Raw genomic sequence first — 14,338 nt, forward strand, 5'->3', positions numbered from 1 at the left:
GAATGATCAGATGGCCGGAACCACCGGGGACCTTCGTCCGACCTTCGGCACGTGGCGCACGCCGCTCGTGATCATCGTCTGCGGTTGTGCGATCGCGATGCTGAGCTTCGGCCCACGGTCCAGCCTCGGTTTCTTCGTACAGCCGATGAGCCGTGAATTCGCCTGGGGCCGCGACGTGTTCGGTCTCGCTTTGGCGTTCCAGAACCTGCTGTGGGGTCTCGGCCAGCCGATCGCCGGCGCGATTGCCGACCGATTTGGTCTTCTTCGCGTGATGGTGGTCGGCGCGCTGCTCTACGCCGCGGGCCTGCTGTTGATGCGCTATTCGGCAACGCCGCTGTCGCTCAATATCGGCGCCGGCGTGCTGATCGGCTTCGGCCTGTCGGGCTCGTCGTTCAACCTGGTGCTGTCGGCGTTCAGCAAGCTGCTGCCGCCGGAGCGGCGCGGCCTCGCGCTCGGGGCGGGCACCGCCGCCGGCTCGTTCGGCCAATTCCTGTTCGCGCCGTTTGGCGTCGCGATGATCGACAATTTCGGCTGGCAGACCGCGCTTGTCGTGTTCGCCGTGCTGATGCTTCTGATCCTGCCGCTGTCGCTTGCACTTTCGACGCCGCCGGTCGAGACCAGCAAAGTCCCGTCTGCCGATCAGCAATCGTTCAAGACTGCGCTTGCGGAAGCCTTTGGCCACCGCTCCTACGTATTGCTGGTGCTCGGCTTCTTCACCTGCGGCTTTCAGCTCGCCTTCATCACGGTGCATCTGCCGGCCTATCTCGCCGATCGTGGCATTCCGGCGTCGAGCGGCGGCTGGGTGATCGCGGCGATCGGCCTGTTCAACATCATCGGCTCGCTCAGCGTCGGCTGGCTGCAGAATGTGTTCCCGAAGCGCTACATCCTCTCGGCGATCTACTTCACCCGCGCGCTGTCGATCATCGCGTTCATCTCGTTCCCGATCACGACCTTCTCGGCGATCGCGTTCGGTGCGATCTCCGGCCTGACCTGGCTCTCCACGGTACCGCCGACCTCGGCGCTGGTGGCGTTGATGTTCGGCACGCGCTGGTTTGCGACGCTGTACGGCTTCGCTTTCGTCAGCCATCAGGTCGGCGGCTTCCTCGGCGTCTGGCTCGGAGGCATCGTGTTCGAGAAGTTCGGTTCCTACACGCCGATCTGGTGGCTCTCGGTGGTGTTCGGCGTGCTGTCGGCACTGATCAACCTGCCGATCGTCGAAGCACCGGTCGCACGCCCGGTTGCGCAGCCTGCCTGATGGGTTAAACATCCCCCGAAACCAGAATTTCCGGGAGTGCACATCGTGGCAACGTTCAAGGCGATCAGGATCGACAAGGCGGACAAGGGTACCACCGTTGCGCTCACCCAATTCGACGAATCCGAGCTGATGGACGGCGACGTCACGGTGCGGGTCGAGTGGTCGACGCTGAACTACAAGGACGGGCTGGCGCTGACCGGCAAGGCGCCGGTGGTCCGCCGGTTCCCGATGATCGCCGGCATCGACTTCGCCGGCACCGTCGAGCAATCCAGCCATCCCGACTGGAAGGCAGGGGACAAGGTCGTCTGCAACGGCTGGGGCATGGGCGAAACCCATCTTGGCGCCTATGCCGAAAAGGCCCGCGTCAAAGGCGATTGGCTGGTGCGGCTGCCTGACGGTATCTCGGCGCGCGACGCGATGGCGATCGGTACTGCCGGCTACACCGCGATGCTCTCGGTGCTGGCGCTGGAGAAACATGGCCTGACCCCGAAGAGCGGCCCGGTTGTGGTGACGGGATCCGCCGGCGGCGTCGGCTCGGTCGCGATCGCAATACTCTCGAAGCTCGGCTACCAGGTCATCGCCTCGACCGGGCGGACGTCGGAGGCCGACTATTTGAAAGGGCTCGGTGCATCAGAGGTGATCGACCGCGCCGAACTGTCAGGCCCCGCAAAGCCGCTTGCGAAGGAGCGCTGGGCCGGCGGCGTCGACAGCGTCGGATCCAACACGCTGGCGAATTTGCTCTCCATGACCCGCTATGGCGGCGCCATCGCGGCCTGCGGTCTGGCGGCCGGTATGGACCTGCCGTCGTCGGTCGGGCCCTTCATTTTGCGGGGAGTGTGCCTTCTCGGCATCGACTCGGTGATGTGCCCGATCGAGCGGCGGAGAACCGCCTGGCAGCGCCTTGCCGGCGATCTGGACAAGGCAAAACTCGCTGATATTACTCACGAAATTTCGCTCGATGACGTCGTCGCCTATGGCCCGAAAATCCTCGGCGGCGAGGTCCGTGGCCGGATCGTGGTAAAAATAGTCTGAGGACGTTCAGACTTTACCAACCAAGCTGCTCCAATGTTGCCACGGTTGGTATGGTAAGCAGCGGGTAAAGAGACTTGCAGCATGATCCGGGGGCTGGTTTCCCCGGTGCAGACGCCGAAAGCGTTCTCGCAGGAGTCGTGCTCAAACAAGGAGCGGGGGCCCGCGCTCGTAAGTTGGAGTAGTTGCATGCTTGCGCGTTTGGTGTTGGGGGCCGTCACGGCCGGAGCAATGGTCGTGCCGGCATTCGCTGGCATGATGAACGCCGACGAGGCCCGCAAATTCGTCGCCGGCAAGGTGTTCGCCTTCACCTGTTTCGATGGCACCCGCGGTGCCGGTCGCATCAACGAGGATATGGGCGCCACCGGCTCCATCCAGTTCTCCGGCTCGGGTCCGATCCGCCACGTCCGCCTGCCCGGCAACACGCTGCAGGTCCGCGGCCAGAGCGTTTGCGCCTCGCTGAAGGGCGTGCCGTTCGAGCCGTGCTTCAATCTCGAAAAGCACGACGAAGTTTCGTTCCGCGGTTCGGTCTCCGGCATGGGCTTCGCCTATTGCGAATTCCATCACCAGGGCGGCCAGCAGATGCTGATGGCGCGCGCAGTGGCACGGCCGCGCTCGCTTCGTGCGCCCGAGCAGACCCGTTCGGCCGACGCATCGCGCACCGAAGTGACGGCACGCGTCGAAACGCCACGCGTCGAGAGCAACAAGCTCGAGCCGGTCAAATCCGAGACCAAGTCCGAGCCGGCCAAGACCGAGAGCGCGCCGGAATTGCGCCGCTCGACCGACTGACACCGCAGGTTCTCGTTTCCGCACCGCAATCAATATTGGCCGCCAAGCCGTAGTCATACGGATGGCGGCCTTCATGCGTTGGTAGCTACTCAATGTTCAACGTCTGCGGACGAGGCGGGCGTTGGCCCCCTGCATTTGAGTAGACTTATGGCGAATTATTTTTTTCGGATCAGTCATGGTGATTACGCCGGCGCGTCCGATCAGGCGACGGAGTTCGAGAGCCGCGAGGTGGCCTGGGCCGAGATGACGAAAGTGTGCAGCAACTTCCTCGGCAGTATCTCGCGCAATCTCAAGCAAGACAGCGAATGGCATATGGAACTGCTCGATGAGGGCAGGAAGCCGGTGTTCAGGATTCGCCTCGTCGCGGAATCGATCGACTGAGATCCGCCTCCGTATTCGTCACCCTGATCGCTATCCCCCCGCTTGCGGGACAGGCGGGGGCGGCGCCGACGGCGCGGCCTGCCGGCGGAACAGGATCCGCTGGTAGAGCCAGCCGATCGCGACCAGCACGATGCCGAGACACATGAACGACAGCGCGCGGTAGACACCGGTCAGCGTCGACATATCGATCAGGAACGCCTTGGCGATCGTCAGGCCGATCACCGCGGCGGAGGCGAGCCGCGCGCGCTGCGAGTTGACCAGGATACCGATGCCGAGCAGCGCCACGCCGAACATCAGCCAGGCGATCGAGTAGGTGTATTGCTCGGCGTCGGTGGTCGCGCCTGATGTCAGCACCGGTCCGTGATAGAGCCTGCGGATCTCAAAGCTCACATAGGCGAGTGCGAGGATCAGTGCGCCGGCCGCGATCGTGTTGGCGTAGCCGGCGGGACGATGGCCGGCCACCGCGTAGGACAGCAGCAGCGCCAGCACGGCGGGCAGGGCATAGCCGAGCAGCAGCAGATTGATGAAGCTGCCACCGACATTCTCCGGCCACAGCATCGGGTTCTCCAGTCCCAGCAGCCCGAATACGCAGCCAAGTCCGGCGAAACCGGTCAGCAGGATCGCCCCGATATTGTGGACGATACTGCCGCTGCGCAGCTGCAGCCGTTCCAGCCCGATCGCCATCGCAAGCGTCACACAGACCTGCAACGCGACCTCGGTCAGCCCCGCGGTATCGTGATAGACGTCGCCGCCGTTGACAGCGTGGCGGATCTCCATGAAGGCGAGCAACACCGTGAACAGGATCGCCGCCGACTCGACCATGCGCAACGGCACATCGTCGCCGTTGCGACGGAGGAACTGGCTTCCCGCCCAGAATGACAGTGCGGGTACGCCATAGCCCCACAACAGCCAGTTGAAGATCGGCGTGGTGCCGACGGCGTCACCGGCGATCCGCGGTTCGTAACCGATGCGCAGCACCACGATGCCGGCGAGGATGGCGGCGAGCCAGCGCAGGAACGGGATCGGTCGCTGCACCGAGAGCCACGCCGTTCCCAGCGACACCAGCGCCAGCGCGATGGTGAGCCAGCCCTTGTCGAGCGCGAAGGTGAACGCGAGGGCAAGCGAGGCGAGCGTGCCGGTGGCGAACAGCGCGATCGAGGGAGACAGCTCCGGCCGCTCACCGCGTCGGCTCAGCGCTTCAGTCGCGGCCGCATAGGCCGCAGCGAGCAGCACGGCGAGGACCGCGAACGGGATCGAACGATCCAGATGCGCAATGCGCGCATAAAGAGCGACCAGCAGCGCGACCGGCGTGAAGACCGCTGCCGCGGCCCAGGTCACCGTGATCTTCGTGGTGGCGAAGCGCAGCTGCGCGAGGAAGCCGCCGATACCGAACGCCGCCGCGAAGATGGCCGCGGTCGCGAGATGCAGCGAGACTGAACCATCGGTCGCGGACGGACCGATGCCCGGGATCGCGCTGCCCGGCAGCACCAGCATGTCGACATTGCGTCGGACCGCCCACTCGCCGAACACGATGAAGACGAAGACCGAGGCGGCGCCGACCGCACCTGCGGCGGCAGGCGCACGCCACGCGACAACGAGCGCGGCGGCTACCAGCAGCGCGAAGGTGATCATTGCAGTGTCGGCGTGGGCGCTGTTCAGCACGATCATGACAGCGCCGAACAGATAGGCCGCGAGCGAGCCGGACGAGATCGGCTCGATCTCTTCGCCATCGGCCGCCGGGCCGAACATGAAGCCGCAGACCACCAGCAGCGCCGCAAGCACGAAGCCCGCGATCACATGGAAGGCGTGCGGCGCGACCATCTCCGGCACGCATTGCAGGCAGGGGAAGGTCCACAGCAGCGCGAATGCGATCGTCGTGACCGCAAGCCAGCGCCACAGCCGGATGCGCGCGAGCCCGAACGACGCCGCGGTGACGATCGCGAGATAGATATAGAGCGACCAGAAGTCGGGCTTGTCTGAAGACACCAGGATCGGCGTGACGAAGGCGCCGACGATGCCAAGTCCGGCCAGCGCCGGTCCGTGCAGCAGCGCGGCCGCAAGCGTGCCGAGCGCGACCAGGCCGAGCAGGATGAAGGCGGTTGCCGGCGCGAGGAAATCGTACAGCGCATAGGCGGCGTAGACGGTGGCGAATGCCACTGCGGTGCCGGCAGCGGTGAGGATCGCCGGAATGTTGGCGATCGGGAGTGCCGTGATGGTCGAGATGCTCTCCTTGCGCCGCGTCCATTCGCCGGCGGCAAGCAGCGCCAGCGCGAACAGGCCACTGAGCATCGTGCGCACGCCGGGGCCGAGCAGGCCGGCCTCGATCGAGTAGCGCACCATGAAGAAGCCGCCGAGCGCGAGCGTCAGGCCGCCGATCCATACCACCCAGCGCGTGCCGATGGTCTCCTCAAAGCCCGGCGCCGGCTTCGGCGGGGGTGGGGGCGTCGCGCTCGGAGCGCTCGCAGCCACCTGTGCAGGCATCTCCGGCGGAGCGGAGATCGTCTCGGGGAGCGGTGGTGGTGCCTGCATGGCTGGAGGCGTGGCCGGCAGCGTCTGTCCGAACTCCTGCAGCGGCGTCGGCGAGGGCGGTGTGACGGCCCGTGCGGCGCCAGCGGTGGCCTCAATCGCGTCCAACCGGCTCTGCAGCGCCGAAATCTGGGTCTGCGCCTTGCGCGCGACAATGATCGCGATGATGGCGACGGCCAGCGTGAGGAAATCGAGCATTGGGACTCCGGCAAAGCGCGCCGGACCTTCGGCCAGTCGGCCGCCCGTCGCAATCTATGATGTGCACCCTTCTTTGTGCACTCTTGGAGGCGGGAAGTTCAAGCGGTTGGAGGTGGCACGTTCGTGCTATTCCAGATCGAGGCGGAACGGGCGCCCCTCGACGGTCATGCTTCCTGGCCCCATCGCATCGAGCGCGCGCAGCATCCGGCCGTCGCGTCCCAGCGCCTTGTCGGCGAGGCTGACGATCAACCGGTTGGGTGCCGCGATCGGTGACGCCTCGCGGATCAGCCGGGCGATCGCCATTTCATCGCGATGCGGATTAAGCGCACAGACCGCCGTGAAGGCGCTCGCGGTCGAACGGCTGATGCCGGCATAGCAATGGATCACCATCGGCGCGCGGCGGTCCCAGCCTCGCACAAACGTCAGCACCTTTTCGACATGCGCTTCGGTCGGTGCCACAAAGCCGTCCATCGCCTCCGTGATGTCATCCATCTGCACGCGCAGATGATTGGCTTCGAGCACGGATTGCGGTCGTTGGACCTGCGCGACGTTCGCCATCACGGTGAGAATGTGGCTGGCGCCGGTGGCTCTGACGGTATCGGGAAGCGCGGCAAGCGAACAGACGTGGAGCATGATGGTCCCTGGGGTCGAGTGACCGGATTATAACGGGTATGGTTGGGTGGGCAAAGGCGCGCTTGCGCCGTGCCCACCATCCGCGTCGTGTTCGTTGTGATGGGCACGCTTTCGCTTTGCCCATCCTACGGCAAATGCACTGCCGTGAACCGCTCAAGGAGCTGCTTTTCGGCCCTGGCCGCCGTCCACGGCATCAGATAGTCGCGCACGGTCGATTCGGGCAATCCGGGATCGCGGCCGAACAGCCGCTTGGCTTCGGTACCCGAAAAGCCCGCAAGGTGCGTCGCTTCGAGATAGGCGGCGCCGCGATCGGCGGCCTTGATCTGCTGGGTGATCTCGTCCGCCAGCACGGGCGGCAGGCCGAAGCGGATATGGATCGCCGACAGCAGCCGCTTCTCCACCACCTTGTAATCGCCACCGAGCACCGCTTTGAACGGCGAGATCATGTCGCCGATGACATATTCCGGCGCGTCATGCAGCAGTGCGGCAAGGCGGACGCGGACGTCGACACGCGGCGTCTGCTGGCGCATCACCGCCTCGACCAAGAGCGTGTGCTGCGCCACCGAGAAGATATGCGCGCCGCTGGTCTGTCCGTTCCAGCGCGCGACCCGCGCCAGCCCATGCGCGATGTCGACGATCTCGATATCGAGCGGCGACGGGTCGAGCAGGTCTAGCCGGCGCCCGGACAACATCCGCTGCCAGGCGCGGGTGGATTCGGTCGATTTACGCGCAGTCATTTCGTCTTGAGCCGCGGCGCGCGGACTTTGCCGCTGCATGCCGCGTGACAGAAGCAGGTGACGAGGTGGTCGTTGACCATGCCGGTCGCCTGCATGAAGGCATAGACGATGGTCGGGCCGACGAATTTGAAACCGCGCGCGCCGAGCTCCTTGGATATCTTGATCGAGACCGGCGTCGAGGCCGGCACGCTCGCGGTGGTCTTGAACAGGTTGACCTTCGGCTTGCCGTCGACGAAGTCCCACAGGAATTTTGAGAAGCCGGGGCCTTTCTCCATGATCTCCAGATAGGACTTCGCGCCTGCGATGGTACCTTCGATCTTGGCGCGATTGCGGACGATGCCGGCATCGTTCATCAGCGCGTCGGCCTTCTTGGCGTTGTAGCGCGCAATCTTCTCGGGTTGGAAATCGTCGAAGGCTTTGCGGAAATTCTCCCGCTTGCGCAGGATGGTGATCCAGGAGAGTCCGGCCTGGAAGCCATCGAGGATCAGCTTCTCGTAAAGCGCGCGGTCGTCATATTCCGGCACGCCCCATTCGGTGTCGTGATAGGCGACGTAGAACGGATCTTCGCCCGGCCACGGGCAGCGGGTCTTGCCGTCGGGATGTTCTCGCGCAGAACGGCTCATGCGACGGTCTTATTTGGTGCGGGACGGACAACCTCCGGCTCGGCGAGACGAAGCCCGAGGCCGCCGGCGGTCAGCGACAGCCCTGCGTCAAGCGCGTCGGCGACGCGGTCGGTGCGGACCAGTGCGAGACCGTTCTGTCCTGCGGTCGAGCCGATGGTGCCAACCGACTTGTCGCCGGCAAGGATGGTCGCACCAACTTCGGGCGAGGGGCCGTCGAGGATGATCTTCACCGTGCGGGTGCGCGCGGTACCGCGGTGCTGCATGCGCGACACCACTTCCTGGCCGACATAGCAGCCCTTGTCGAAGTCGACGCCGTTGAGGCGGTCCATGTTGGTCTCGTGCGGGAAGGCGTCGCCATACGTGAAGTCGAGGCCGCCGCGCGGCACGCCGGACGCAATGCGATGCGCCTCGTAGGCGTCGCTGTCGACGAGGTCGGCGCCGATCAGGTCGGCGAGCTTCTGCTTCAGATCTTCCGGGATCAGGATGCGCCAGCCGAGCGCAGCGTTGCGCGGATCAGCGAAGGACAGATCGGGTTGCATGGCCGGCTCGCCATCCCAGGCCGCGAGGACGCCGAGGCTGTCGGAGAGGTTCTCGACCACGACCTTGGCGCGCAGCTTGTAGAAGCCGAGCTTGTCGGAAAGTCCCTTGGCCAGCGCGCGCGGCGCATCGATCAGGAAGCCGCCGCCATGTCCTGATGGCGCCGCGGTGATCAGGAAATCGGTGATGATCTTGCCCTGTGGCGTCAGCAGCGCGCCGAACCGCCCAAGCCCGGGGCGCAGCTGCTCGATATCAGTCGTGAAGAGGCCGTTGAGGAAGTTACGGGCGTCCTCGCCAGAGACCTTGACCACGCCCCGATCTGGAAGAAACGCTGCTTTCATTCGCAAAATTGGCTCTTTTCCAAGTTCCTTTGGGAAACGCTCGGCGCGGATATCCCCTGCCTAGCTAAGGCGCTAGGGTGCACTGAACAAGGCCCGCGCGACAGCGGAAAAGCGGGCGTCGAGGACCGATGAATCAGCATTTTGACACCATTCTAAAATCCGGCACCGTGGTCAATCAGGACGGCGAGGGCGTGCGCGATGTCGGTATCGCCAATGGCCGTATCGCCGCGATCGGCTCCCTCGGCCAGGCCTCGGCCGGCGAGGTGATTGACTGCAAGGGGCTACATATCCTGCCCGGTGTGATCGACACCCAGGTGCACTTCCGGGAGCCCGGCCAGACTCACAAGGAGGATCTGGAGACGGGATCGCGCAGCGCCGTGATGGGCGGCGTCACAGCTGTGTTCGAGATGCCGAACACCGATCCGCTGACGGTGACGGAGGCGACCTTTACCGACAAGATCAAGCGCGGCCATCACCGCATGCATTGCGATTTTGCCTTCTTCATCGGCGGCACCCGCGAGAACGTGCAAGACCTTCCGGAGTTCGAGCGGGCGCCGGGCTGCGCCGGCGTCAAGGTGTTCATCGGCTCCTCCACCGGCGCGCTGCTGGTCGAGGATGACGAGAGCCTGCGGCGGATCTTCCAGGTGATCCGGCGCCGTGCGTCGTTTCACGCCGAGGACGAATACCGCCTCAACGAGCGCAAGCCGCTGCGGGTCGAGGGCGATCCGCGTTCGCACCCGGCGTGGCGCGACGAGGCCGCGGCGCTGATGGCGACCGAACGCCTGGTCAATCTTGCGCGGGAAACCGGCAAGCGGATCCACGTGCTGCATATCTCGACCAAGGAAGAGATTCACTATCTGCGCGACCACAAGGACGTCGCGTCCTGTGAGGCGACGCCGCATCACCTCACGATGGCCGCGCCCGAATGTTACGAGCGGCTGGGGACGCACGCGCAGATGAATCCGCCGGTGCGCTCGGCCGATCACCGCGCCGGCATCTGGTACGGCATCGAGCAGGGCATTATCGACGTGCTCGGCTCCGACCACGCGCCGCATACGCTCGAGGAGAAGGCCAAGACCTATCCGGCGTCGCCCTCGGGCATGACCGGCGTGCAGACGCTGGTGCCGCTGATGCTCGATCACGTCAATGCCGGCCGGTTGTCGCTGCAACGCTTTGTCGACCTGTCCAGCGCAGGCCCCGCCCGTCTGTTCAACATCGCGTGCAAGGGCCGCATCGCAGCCGGCTATGACGCCGACTTCACCATCGTCGATCTCAAGCGCAGCGAGACTATCACCAACAAATGGATCGCGTCGCGTGCGGGCTGGACGCCCTATGACGGCGTGCGCGTGCAGGGCTGGCCGGTCGGCACCTTCGTGCGCGGCAAGCGGGTGATGTGGCAAGGTGAGGTGACGGCACCATCGACCGGCGAGCCGGTGCGGTTCCTCGAGACCTTGAAGCCGTAGACTCTAGTTTTGACGCGTTTTCTTCACGCGAACAGGTGCCCACTTCGCTCGAAAACGCTTTGATTACTGCCTGGCCAGCACCAGCGAGAATTCGCCGTTGCGAACGCGCGCGCCGAGTCCCTCGGCGAATTTTGCTACCGCGTCCTCGCCATAGGTGGTGACGAGCTCAGCCAGCGCCGCAAACAGGCTCGCCTGCGCCAGGCAATCGCCATCGACGCCGTCATGACGCGCTTCCGCCCAGGCCTCGTTGAGATAGGTCAGCGCGGCCTGCTTCTGCTCGTGATCGGGGCGCGGATCGTGGGGGAGGGAAAAGGACGCTGGGTGGCGCATGAAACCCATCAAAATGTATGCGCGGTCCGGGAGCGAACCGCGGCAAGATGCGCGAGATGTATCACGCAGATGGGGACCGGCTAGGCATATCTTTAAGAAAGGTTAACGCGCGTTTGGGCATTTAAAGGGGAAATTCGGACGTCGAGCGGGCGTCAGCCGAACGAGCTGTGGATATGGTCGAGCACCGCGCGCGGCGAGGCGCAGAGGTGGCTCGCGCCGGCCTCGATCAGCTCCGCAGCAGTGCCATAGCCGTAGGTGACGCCGACCGCGCGGATGCCGTTCTTTTTCGCGCCAATCACGTCGTGGCTGCGGTCGCCGATCATCAATGCCTGCGCGGGATCGACGCCGGTCTGCTCGAGCGCATAGGCGAGCAAGTCAGCCTTGTTGACACGGGTGCCGTCGAGCTCGGACCCGAACACATGGTCGAAATAGCCGGATAGCCCGAAATGCGCGATGATCCGTCTCGCGAACACGTGCGGCTTGGAGGTTGCCACGAACATCCGGCGCGGTGCCCGCCGCAGCTGCGCCAGCACCTGCTCGATATCGGGATAGACGGCGTTCTCGAACAGCCCGACATCGCCGAACCGCTCGCGGTAGAACTCGATCGCGCGGTCGGCGAGCTCGTCGCCGCCGAGCAGCATGACAAAGCTCGCCCGCAGCGGCGGCCCGATGCACCAGGTCAGTTCGTCCTGTGAGGGCACCGGGCGGTCGAGCTTCCGCAGCGCATACTGGATCGAGCCGGTGATCCCCGGTTTGGGGTCGGTCAGCGTGCCGTCGAGGTCGAAGAAGATCGCAGGCTCAGTTGGCATAGCGGGCCGTCAGGTCGCGCGAGATCTTCGAGCCTTCCTCGATGTAGCGGCGGATCGCGACCACGGCAGCCGGCGTGCAGGTGCGGTAGGTCTGCTGGAAGCCGTTGTAGCCGCGGTTGAAGCCGGCGATCATGCGGGCGCGGCGGTCACCGGAGGGGGTTTCGGCGTCGATCAGCGCCTGCATCTCGTTGCGCCATTTGGCGCCTTCGTTGGAGCCGCAGATGCCGCGCAGATAGTGCAGGGTGCCGAGGATCTCGGCCAGCCTTGCCAGGTCGCCATCGAACGGCGCAGCCGCGTCCTGCGCCCGCGCGGGGGGCAGAAGGCATGCCGACATCACGATTAAAACGGCGAGAAATGCTTTGGACATCAGGGGTTCCGGAACGGCCGTGGTATGCCTCCTCAATGCGCCCGAGGCAAGGCGGCTGGCCGGCAACCGGCCTCAGATCAGCTGCCGGGCGGCCGCGAGTACCTCATGGAGCCCGCCGGTGACCTTGAGGTCGCCGATCGCCTCCGGCGCCAGCCATTTGAAATCGTCATGCTCGTCGTTCAGCACGACTTCCCGGGACGCCCAGCGCGCCGCGAACGACATGATCAGATAGTGTCCGGCCCCTGGGCCCGTCGGCAGCACCTCGCGCCAGCCGGCCAGCCCCAGAATATCGATCCGGAGGCCCGTCTCCTCATCGACCTCGCGATGCAGGGCGGTGTGCAGGGATTCGCCGAATTCGACCCGGCCGCCGGGCAGCGAATAGAAGCCCTTGCCGGGCGAGCGGGCACGGCGCACCAGCAATACCTTGCCGTCGCGGAAGATCACGCCGGAGACGGCCAGCTGCGGCCGGGTCGACGGGTCAGGAGAGATCGTCACGCGCCTGCCATGATGCTGTCGACATCAGCCTCGGCGGCGCCGTTGATCACGCCGGCGGTCAGCATCACCAGCGGCTTGACCCAGTCGATGGCCTGTTCGGCGAGCGCCACCCGGCTCCTGTCCTGCTGCACATGGCGCATCGCCGATCCGACCTCGGTCAGGATCCGGGTCATGTTGTCGGTGAGATGGTCGAACTCGGTGCGGATTTTTGCATCCGCCATCTCATAGGCCTCGATCGCCAGATCGCGCGCCCGGAAATTGGAGGCGGTGAAATGCTCCGCATAGGACAGCGGGCTCCATTCCAGGAAATCGCTGGCGCATTCCGGCATGTTCGGAACCATCTCCAGCAGCATGATGGCTTCGTTGAAGTGATTGAGGTAGTCGGTGGCGAGCCCGGTGCGGGGATTGATGTTGCCGGCACGCAACTGTGCGGCCCGCGCCTCGTCGGGGTACGTCGGTCGCGGGGACGAGCCCGCTATGGCGGCCGTTGAGGTCATCTGTCGCAGTTTTTAACGGTCCGGGTTAAAGCGGAATAAACGGATATCACTCTGGACGGGATATGTGCGGACGCTTTGTGATCACCTCGCCGCCGGCGGCGTTGCGGCAGATGTTCGGCTACATCGAGCAGCCCAATTTCCCGCCGCGACATAATGTTGCGCCGACCCAGCCGATCCCGGTGGTGATCCTGGAAAATGGCGGCCGGCATTTTCAATTGATGCGCTGGGGCCTGATCCCGTCCTGGGTCAAGGACCCCCGGGGCTTCTCGCTGCTGATCAACGCCCGCTCCGAGACGGTGCGGGAGAAGCCCGCATTCAAGAACGCGATCAAGCGGCGCCGCGCGCTGATCCCGGCCGACGGCTATTACGAATGGCAGGATGCCGGCGGCCGCAAGCGCCCGTTTTTCATCCATCGCCGCGACGGCCACCCGACAGCCTTTGCCGCGCTCACCGAGACCTGGATGGGACCGAACGGCGAGGAGCAGGACACGGTGGCGATCGTCACCGCGCCGGCAAGCCCCGATCTTGCGCGGCTGCATCACCGCGTCCCCGTCACGATCGCGCCCGATGCCTTCGAGCGCTGGCTCGACTGCCGTGCCAACGACGTCGACGACGTCATGCCGATGCTGAAAGGCCCCGAGGTCGGCGAGTTCGCCTGGCATCAGGTGACGATTCGGGTGAACCAATTCGCCAATGACGATCCGCAATTGCTGCTGCCGATGACCGCGGAGGAGATCGCCGCCGAAGAGGCGCCACCGCCGAAGAAGGCGCCGCGCAAGGCGGTAGCCGACGAGGACGACGGGCAGGGGTCGTTGTTCTAGGCGCAATCCACCCGCCGTCGTCCCGGGCAAGCGAAGCGCGACCCGGGACCCATAACCACAGCCGTTTGTTGTCCGCGATGCTGTGGCCCCAGCGTGCTCCAATAACTTCTCCCTGTGGTTGATGGTGTGGACGGCCCCCTACGGCATCAGTGTGCCAGAATGAGGTTGTTGCAAATCTCAGACAAAGGAGCCGTCCGTGGGAGAGATTATCCGAATTGGAATGGATACGTCGAAGCATATTTTTGTGCTGCATGGGGTTGATGCGTCGGAGCGGCCGGTGCTGCGCAAGAAGCTTTCGCGCAACCGGGTGTTGGAGTTCTTCGGCAAACTGCCGGCGACCGTGATCGGGATGGAGGCTTGCGGGGCTTCGCAATATTGGGCGCGGGAGCTCCGCAAGCTCGGCCATGAGGTGAAGCTGATGGCCCCACAGCTGGTGAAGCCCTACGTGATGCGGAACAAGAACGACGGGCGGGATGCGGAAGGGCTGTGTGAAGCGATGGGCCGGCC

The 14,338-nt window shown here is 65.0% G+C and carries 16 protein-coding genes and 1 pseudogene; 7 read left to right on the forward strand and 10 right to left on the reverse strand.

What is annotated here, in order from left to right:
- Nucleotides 1-10: 10 nt before the first annotated feature.
- The 4 genes from UP10_RS23060 (at nucleotide 11) to UP10_RS23075 (ending at nucleotide 3,454) form a co-directional block, all read left to right on the forward strand.
- Nucleotides 11-1,255 (forward strand): MFS transporter, encoded by a 1,245-nt coding sequence (locus tag UP10_RS23060; RefSeq protein ID WP_044589546.1) that lies wholly within the window; start codon nucleotides 11-13, stop codon nucleotides 1,253-1,255.
- 45 nt (nucleotides 1,256-1,300) lie between these two features.
- A complete protein-coding gene (gene acuI, locus UP10_RS23065; RefSeq protein WP_044589571.1) occupies nucleotides 1,301-2,287 on the forward strand; it encodes an acrylyl-CoA reductase (NADPH) in 987 nt (328 codons plus the stop codon).
- Nucleotides 2,288-2,473: 186 nt separating this feature from the next.
- Nucleotides 2,474-3,073: a hypothetical protein gene (locus tag UP10_RS23070; RefSeq protein ID WP_044589547.1), complete on the forward strand. Its 600-nt coding sequence runs from the start codon at nucleotides 2,474-2,476 to the stop codon at nucleotides 3,071-3,073.
- Nucleotides 3,074-3,220: 147 nt separating this feature from the next.
- Nucleotides 3,221-3,454, forward strand: coding sequence for a DUF6894 family protein (locus tag UP10_RS23075; protein ID WP_044589548.1), 234 nt, complete (start codon nucleotides 3,221-3,223; stop codon nucleotides 3,452-3,454).
- Between the two features lie 30 nt (nucleotides 3,455-3,484).
- On the opposite strand, the gene UP10_RS23080 is transcribed toward UP10_RS23075, so the two are convergent.
- The 5 genes from UP10_RS23080 to ygfZ all read right to left on the reverse strand — a co-directional run bounded on the left by UP10_RS23080 (nucleotide 3,485) and on the right by ygfZ (nucleotide 9,049).
- Nucleotides 3,485-6,178, reverse strand: a complete 2,694-nt coding sequence (locus tag UP10_RS23080; protein ID WP_044589549.1) for a DUF2339 domain-containing protein — start codon at nucleotides 6,176-6,178, stop codon at nucleotides 3,485-3,487.
- Between the two features lie 126 nt (nucleotides 6,179-6,304).
- Nucleotides 6,305-6,811 (reverse strand): tyrosine phosphatase family protein, encoded by a 507-nt coding sequence (locus UP10_RS23085; protein ID WP_044589550.1) that lies wholly within the window; start codon nucleotides 6,809-6,811, stop codon nucleotides 6,305-6,307.
- Between the two features lie 125 nt (nucleotides 6,812-6,936).
- Complete coding sequence (locus tag UP10_RS23090) at nucleotides 6,937-7,548, reverse strand: YfbR-like 5'-deoxynucleotidase (protein ID WP_044589551.1); 612 nt, start codon at nucleotides 7,546-7,548, stop codon at nucleotides 6,937-6,939.
- Nucleotides 7,545-8,171, reverse strand: coding sequence for a DNA-3-methyladenine glycosylase I (locus tag UP10_RS23095; protein ID WP_044589552.1), 627 nt, complete (start codon nucleotides 8,169-8,171; stop codon nucleotides 7,545-7,547). The genes UP10_RS23090 and UP10_RS23095 overlap by 4 nt, the downstream gene beginning before the upstream one ends.
- A complete protein-coding gene (gene ygfZ, locus UP10_RS23100) occupies nucleotides 8,168-9,049 on the reverse strand; it encodes a CAF17-like 4Fe-4S cluster assembly/insertion protein YgfZ (RefSeq protein WP_044589553.1) in 882 nt (293 codons plus the stop codon). Before ygfZ ends, UP10_RS23095 begins: the two co-directional genes overlap by 4 nt.
- Before the next feature lie 128 nt (nucleotides 9,050-9,177).
- Here ygfZ and UP10_RS23105 point away from each other — a divergent pair, with 128 nt between their 5' ends.
- Entirely contained in the window at nucleotides 9,178-10,512 is a 1,335-nt protein-coding gene (locus tag UP10_RS23105) for a dihydroorotase (protein WP_044589554.1), read from the forward strand.
- A gap of 63 nt (nucleotides 10,513-10,575) precedes the next feature.
- On the opposite strand, the gene UP10_RS23110 is transcribed toward UP10_RS23105, so the two are convergent.
- From UP10_RS23110 to UP10_RS23130, 5 genes are all read right to left on the reverse strand, one after another.
- A complete protein-coding gene (locus UP10_RS23110; protein ID WP_044540144.1) occupies nucleotides 10,576-10,842 on the reverse strand; it encodes a hypothetical protein in 267 nt (88 codons plus the stop codon).
- Nucleotides 10,843-10,994: 152 nt separating this feature from the next.
- Nucleotides 10,995-11,651 carry an HAD family hydrolase gene (locus tag UP10_RS23115; RefSeq protein ID WP_044589555.1) on the reverse strand — a complete coding sequence of 219 codons (657 nt, stop codon included), beginning with the start codon at nucleotides 11,649-11,651 and terminating at the stop codon, nucleotides 10,995-10,997.
- Nucleotides 11,641-12,018: a TIGR02301 family protein gene (locus UP10_RS23120; RefSeq protein ID WP_044540105.1), complete on the reverse strand. Its 378-nt coding sequence runs from the start codon at nucleotides 12,016-12,018 to the stop codon at nucleotides 11,641-11,643. The genes UP10_RS23115 and UP10_RS23120 overlap by 11 nt, the downstream gene beginning before the upstream one ends.
- Before the next feature lie 72 nt (nucleotides 12,019-12,090).
- Nucleotides 12,091-12,507 carry an NUDIX hydrolase gene (locus UP10_RS23125; protein WP_044589572.1) on the reverse strand — a complete coding sequence of 139 codons (417 nt, stop codon included), beginning with the start codon at nucleotides 12,505-12,507 and terminating at the stop codon, nucleotides 12,091-12,093.
- A 2-nt stretch (nucleotides 12,508-12,509) separates the two neighbouring features.
- Entirely contained in the window at nucleotides 12,510-13,010 is a 501-nt protein-coding gene (locus UP10_RS23130) for a hypothetical protein (protein ID WP_044589556.1), read from the reverse strand.
- A 62-nt stretch (nucleotides 13,011-13,072) separates the two neighbouring features.
- On the opposite strand from UP10_RS23130, the gene UP10_RS23135 reads away from it, so the two are divergent.
- Both UP10_RS23135 and UP10_RS23140 read left to right on the forward strand, forming a co-directional pair.
- Nucleotides 13,073-13,831: an SOS response-associated peptidase gene (locus UP10_RS23135; protein WP_044589557.1), complete on the forward strand. Its 759-nt coding sequence runs from the start codon at nucleotides 13,073-13,075 to the stop codon at nucleotides 13,829-13,831.
- A gap of 196 nt (nucleotides 13,832-14,027) precedes the next feature.
- A pseudogene (locus UP10_RS23140) lies at nucleotides 14,028-14,338 on the forward strand (IS110 family transposase); the annotation flags it as partial.

The sequence above is a fragment of the Bradyrhizobium sp. LTSPM299 genome (assembly GCF_000938235.1).
Taxonomy (GTDB): domain Bacteria; phylum Pseudomonadota; class Alphaproteobacteria; order Rhizobiales; family Xanthobacteraceae; genus Bradyrhizobium.

Bases quoted from the DNA above. Each gene is read 5' to 3' on its own strand.
- UP10_RS23070 (WP_044589547.1), top strand. From the start codon at position 2,474: ATGCTTGCGCGTTTGGTGTTGGGGGCCGTCACGGCCGGAGCAATGGTC.
- UP10_RS23090 (WP_044589551.1), bottom strand. From the start codon at position 7,548: ATGACTGCGCGTAAATCGACCGAATCCACCCGCGCCTGGCAGCGGATG.
- UP10_RS23110 (WP_044540144.1), bottom strand. From the start codon at position 10,842: ATGCGCCACCCAGCGTCCTTTTCCCTCCCCCACGATCCGCGCCCCGAT.
- UP10_RS23075 (WP_044589548.1), top strand. From the start codon at position 3,221: ATGGCGAATTATTTTTTTCGGATCAGTCATGGTGATTACGCCGGCGCG.
- UP10_RS23095 (WP_044589552.1), bottom strand. From the start codon at position 8,171: ATGAGCCGTTCTGCGCGAGAACATCCCGACGGCAAGACCCGCTGCCCG.
- UP10_RS23130 (WP_044589556.1), bottom strand. From the start codon at position 13,010: ATGACCTCAACGGCCGCCATAGCGGGCTCGTCCCCGCGACCGACGTAC.
- UP10_RS23120 (WP_044540105.1), bottom strand. From the start codon at position 12,018: ATGTCCAAAGCATTTCTCGCCGTTTTAATCGTGATGTCGGCATGCCTT.
- UP10_RS23135 (WP_044589557.1), top strand. From the start codon at position 13,073: ATGTGCGGACGCTTTGTGATCACCTCGCCGCCGGCGGCGTTGCGGCAG.
- ygfZ (WP_044589553.1), bottom strand. From the start codon at position 9,049: ATGAAAGCAGCGTTTCTTCCAGATCGGGGCGTGGTCAAGGTCTCTGGC.
- UP10_RS23105 (WP_044589554.1), top strand. From the start codon at position 9,178: ATGAATCAGCATTTTGACACCATTCTAAAATCCGGCACCGTGGTCAAT.
- UP10_RS23080 (WP_044589549.1), bottom strand. From the start codon at position 6,178: ATGCTCGATTTCCTCACGCTGGCCGTCGCCATCATCGCGATCATTGTC.
- UP10_RS23085 (WP_044589550.1), bottom strand. From the start codon at position 6,811: ATGCTCCACGTCTGTTCGCTTGCCGCGCTTCCCGATACCGTCAGAGCC.
- UP10_RS23060 (WP_044589546.1), top strand. From the start codon at position 11: ATGGCCGGAACCACCGGGGACCTTCGTCCGACCTTCGGCACGTGGCGC.
- UP10_RS23115 (WP_044589555.1), bottom strand. From the start codon at position 11,651: ATGCCAACTGAGCCTGCGATCTTCTTCGACCTCGACGGCACGCTGACC.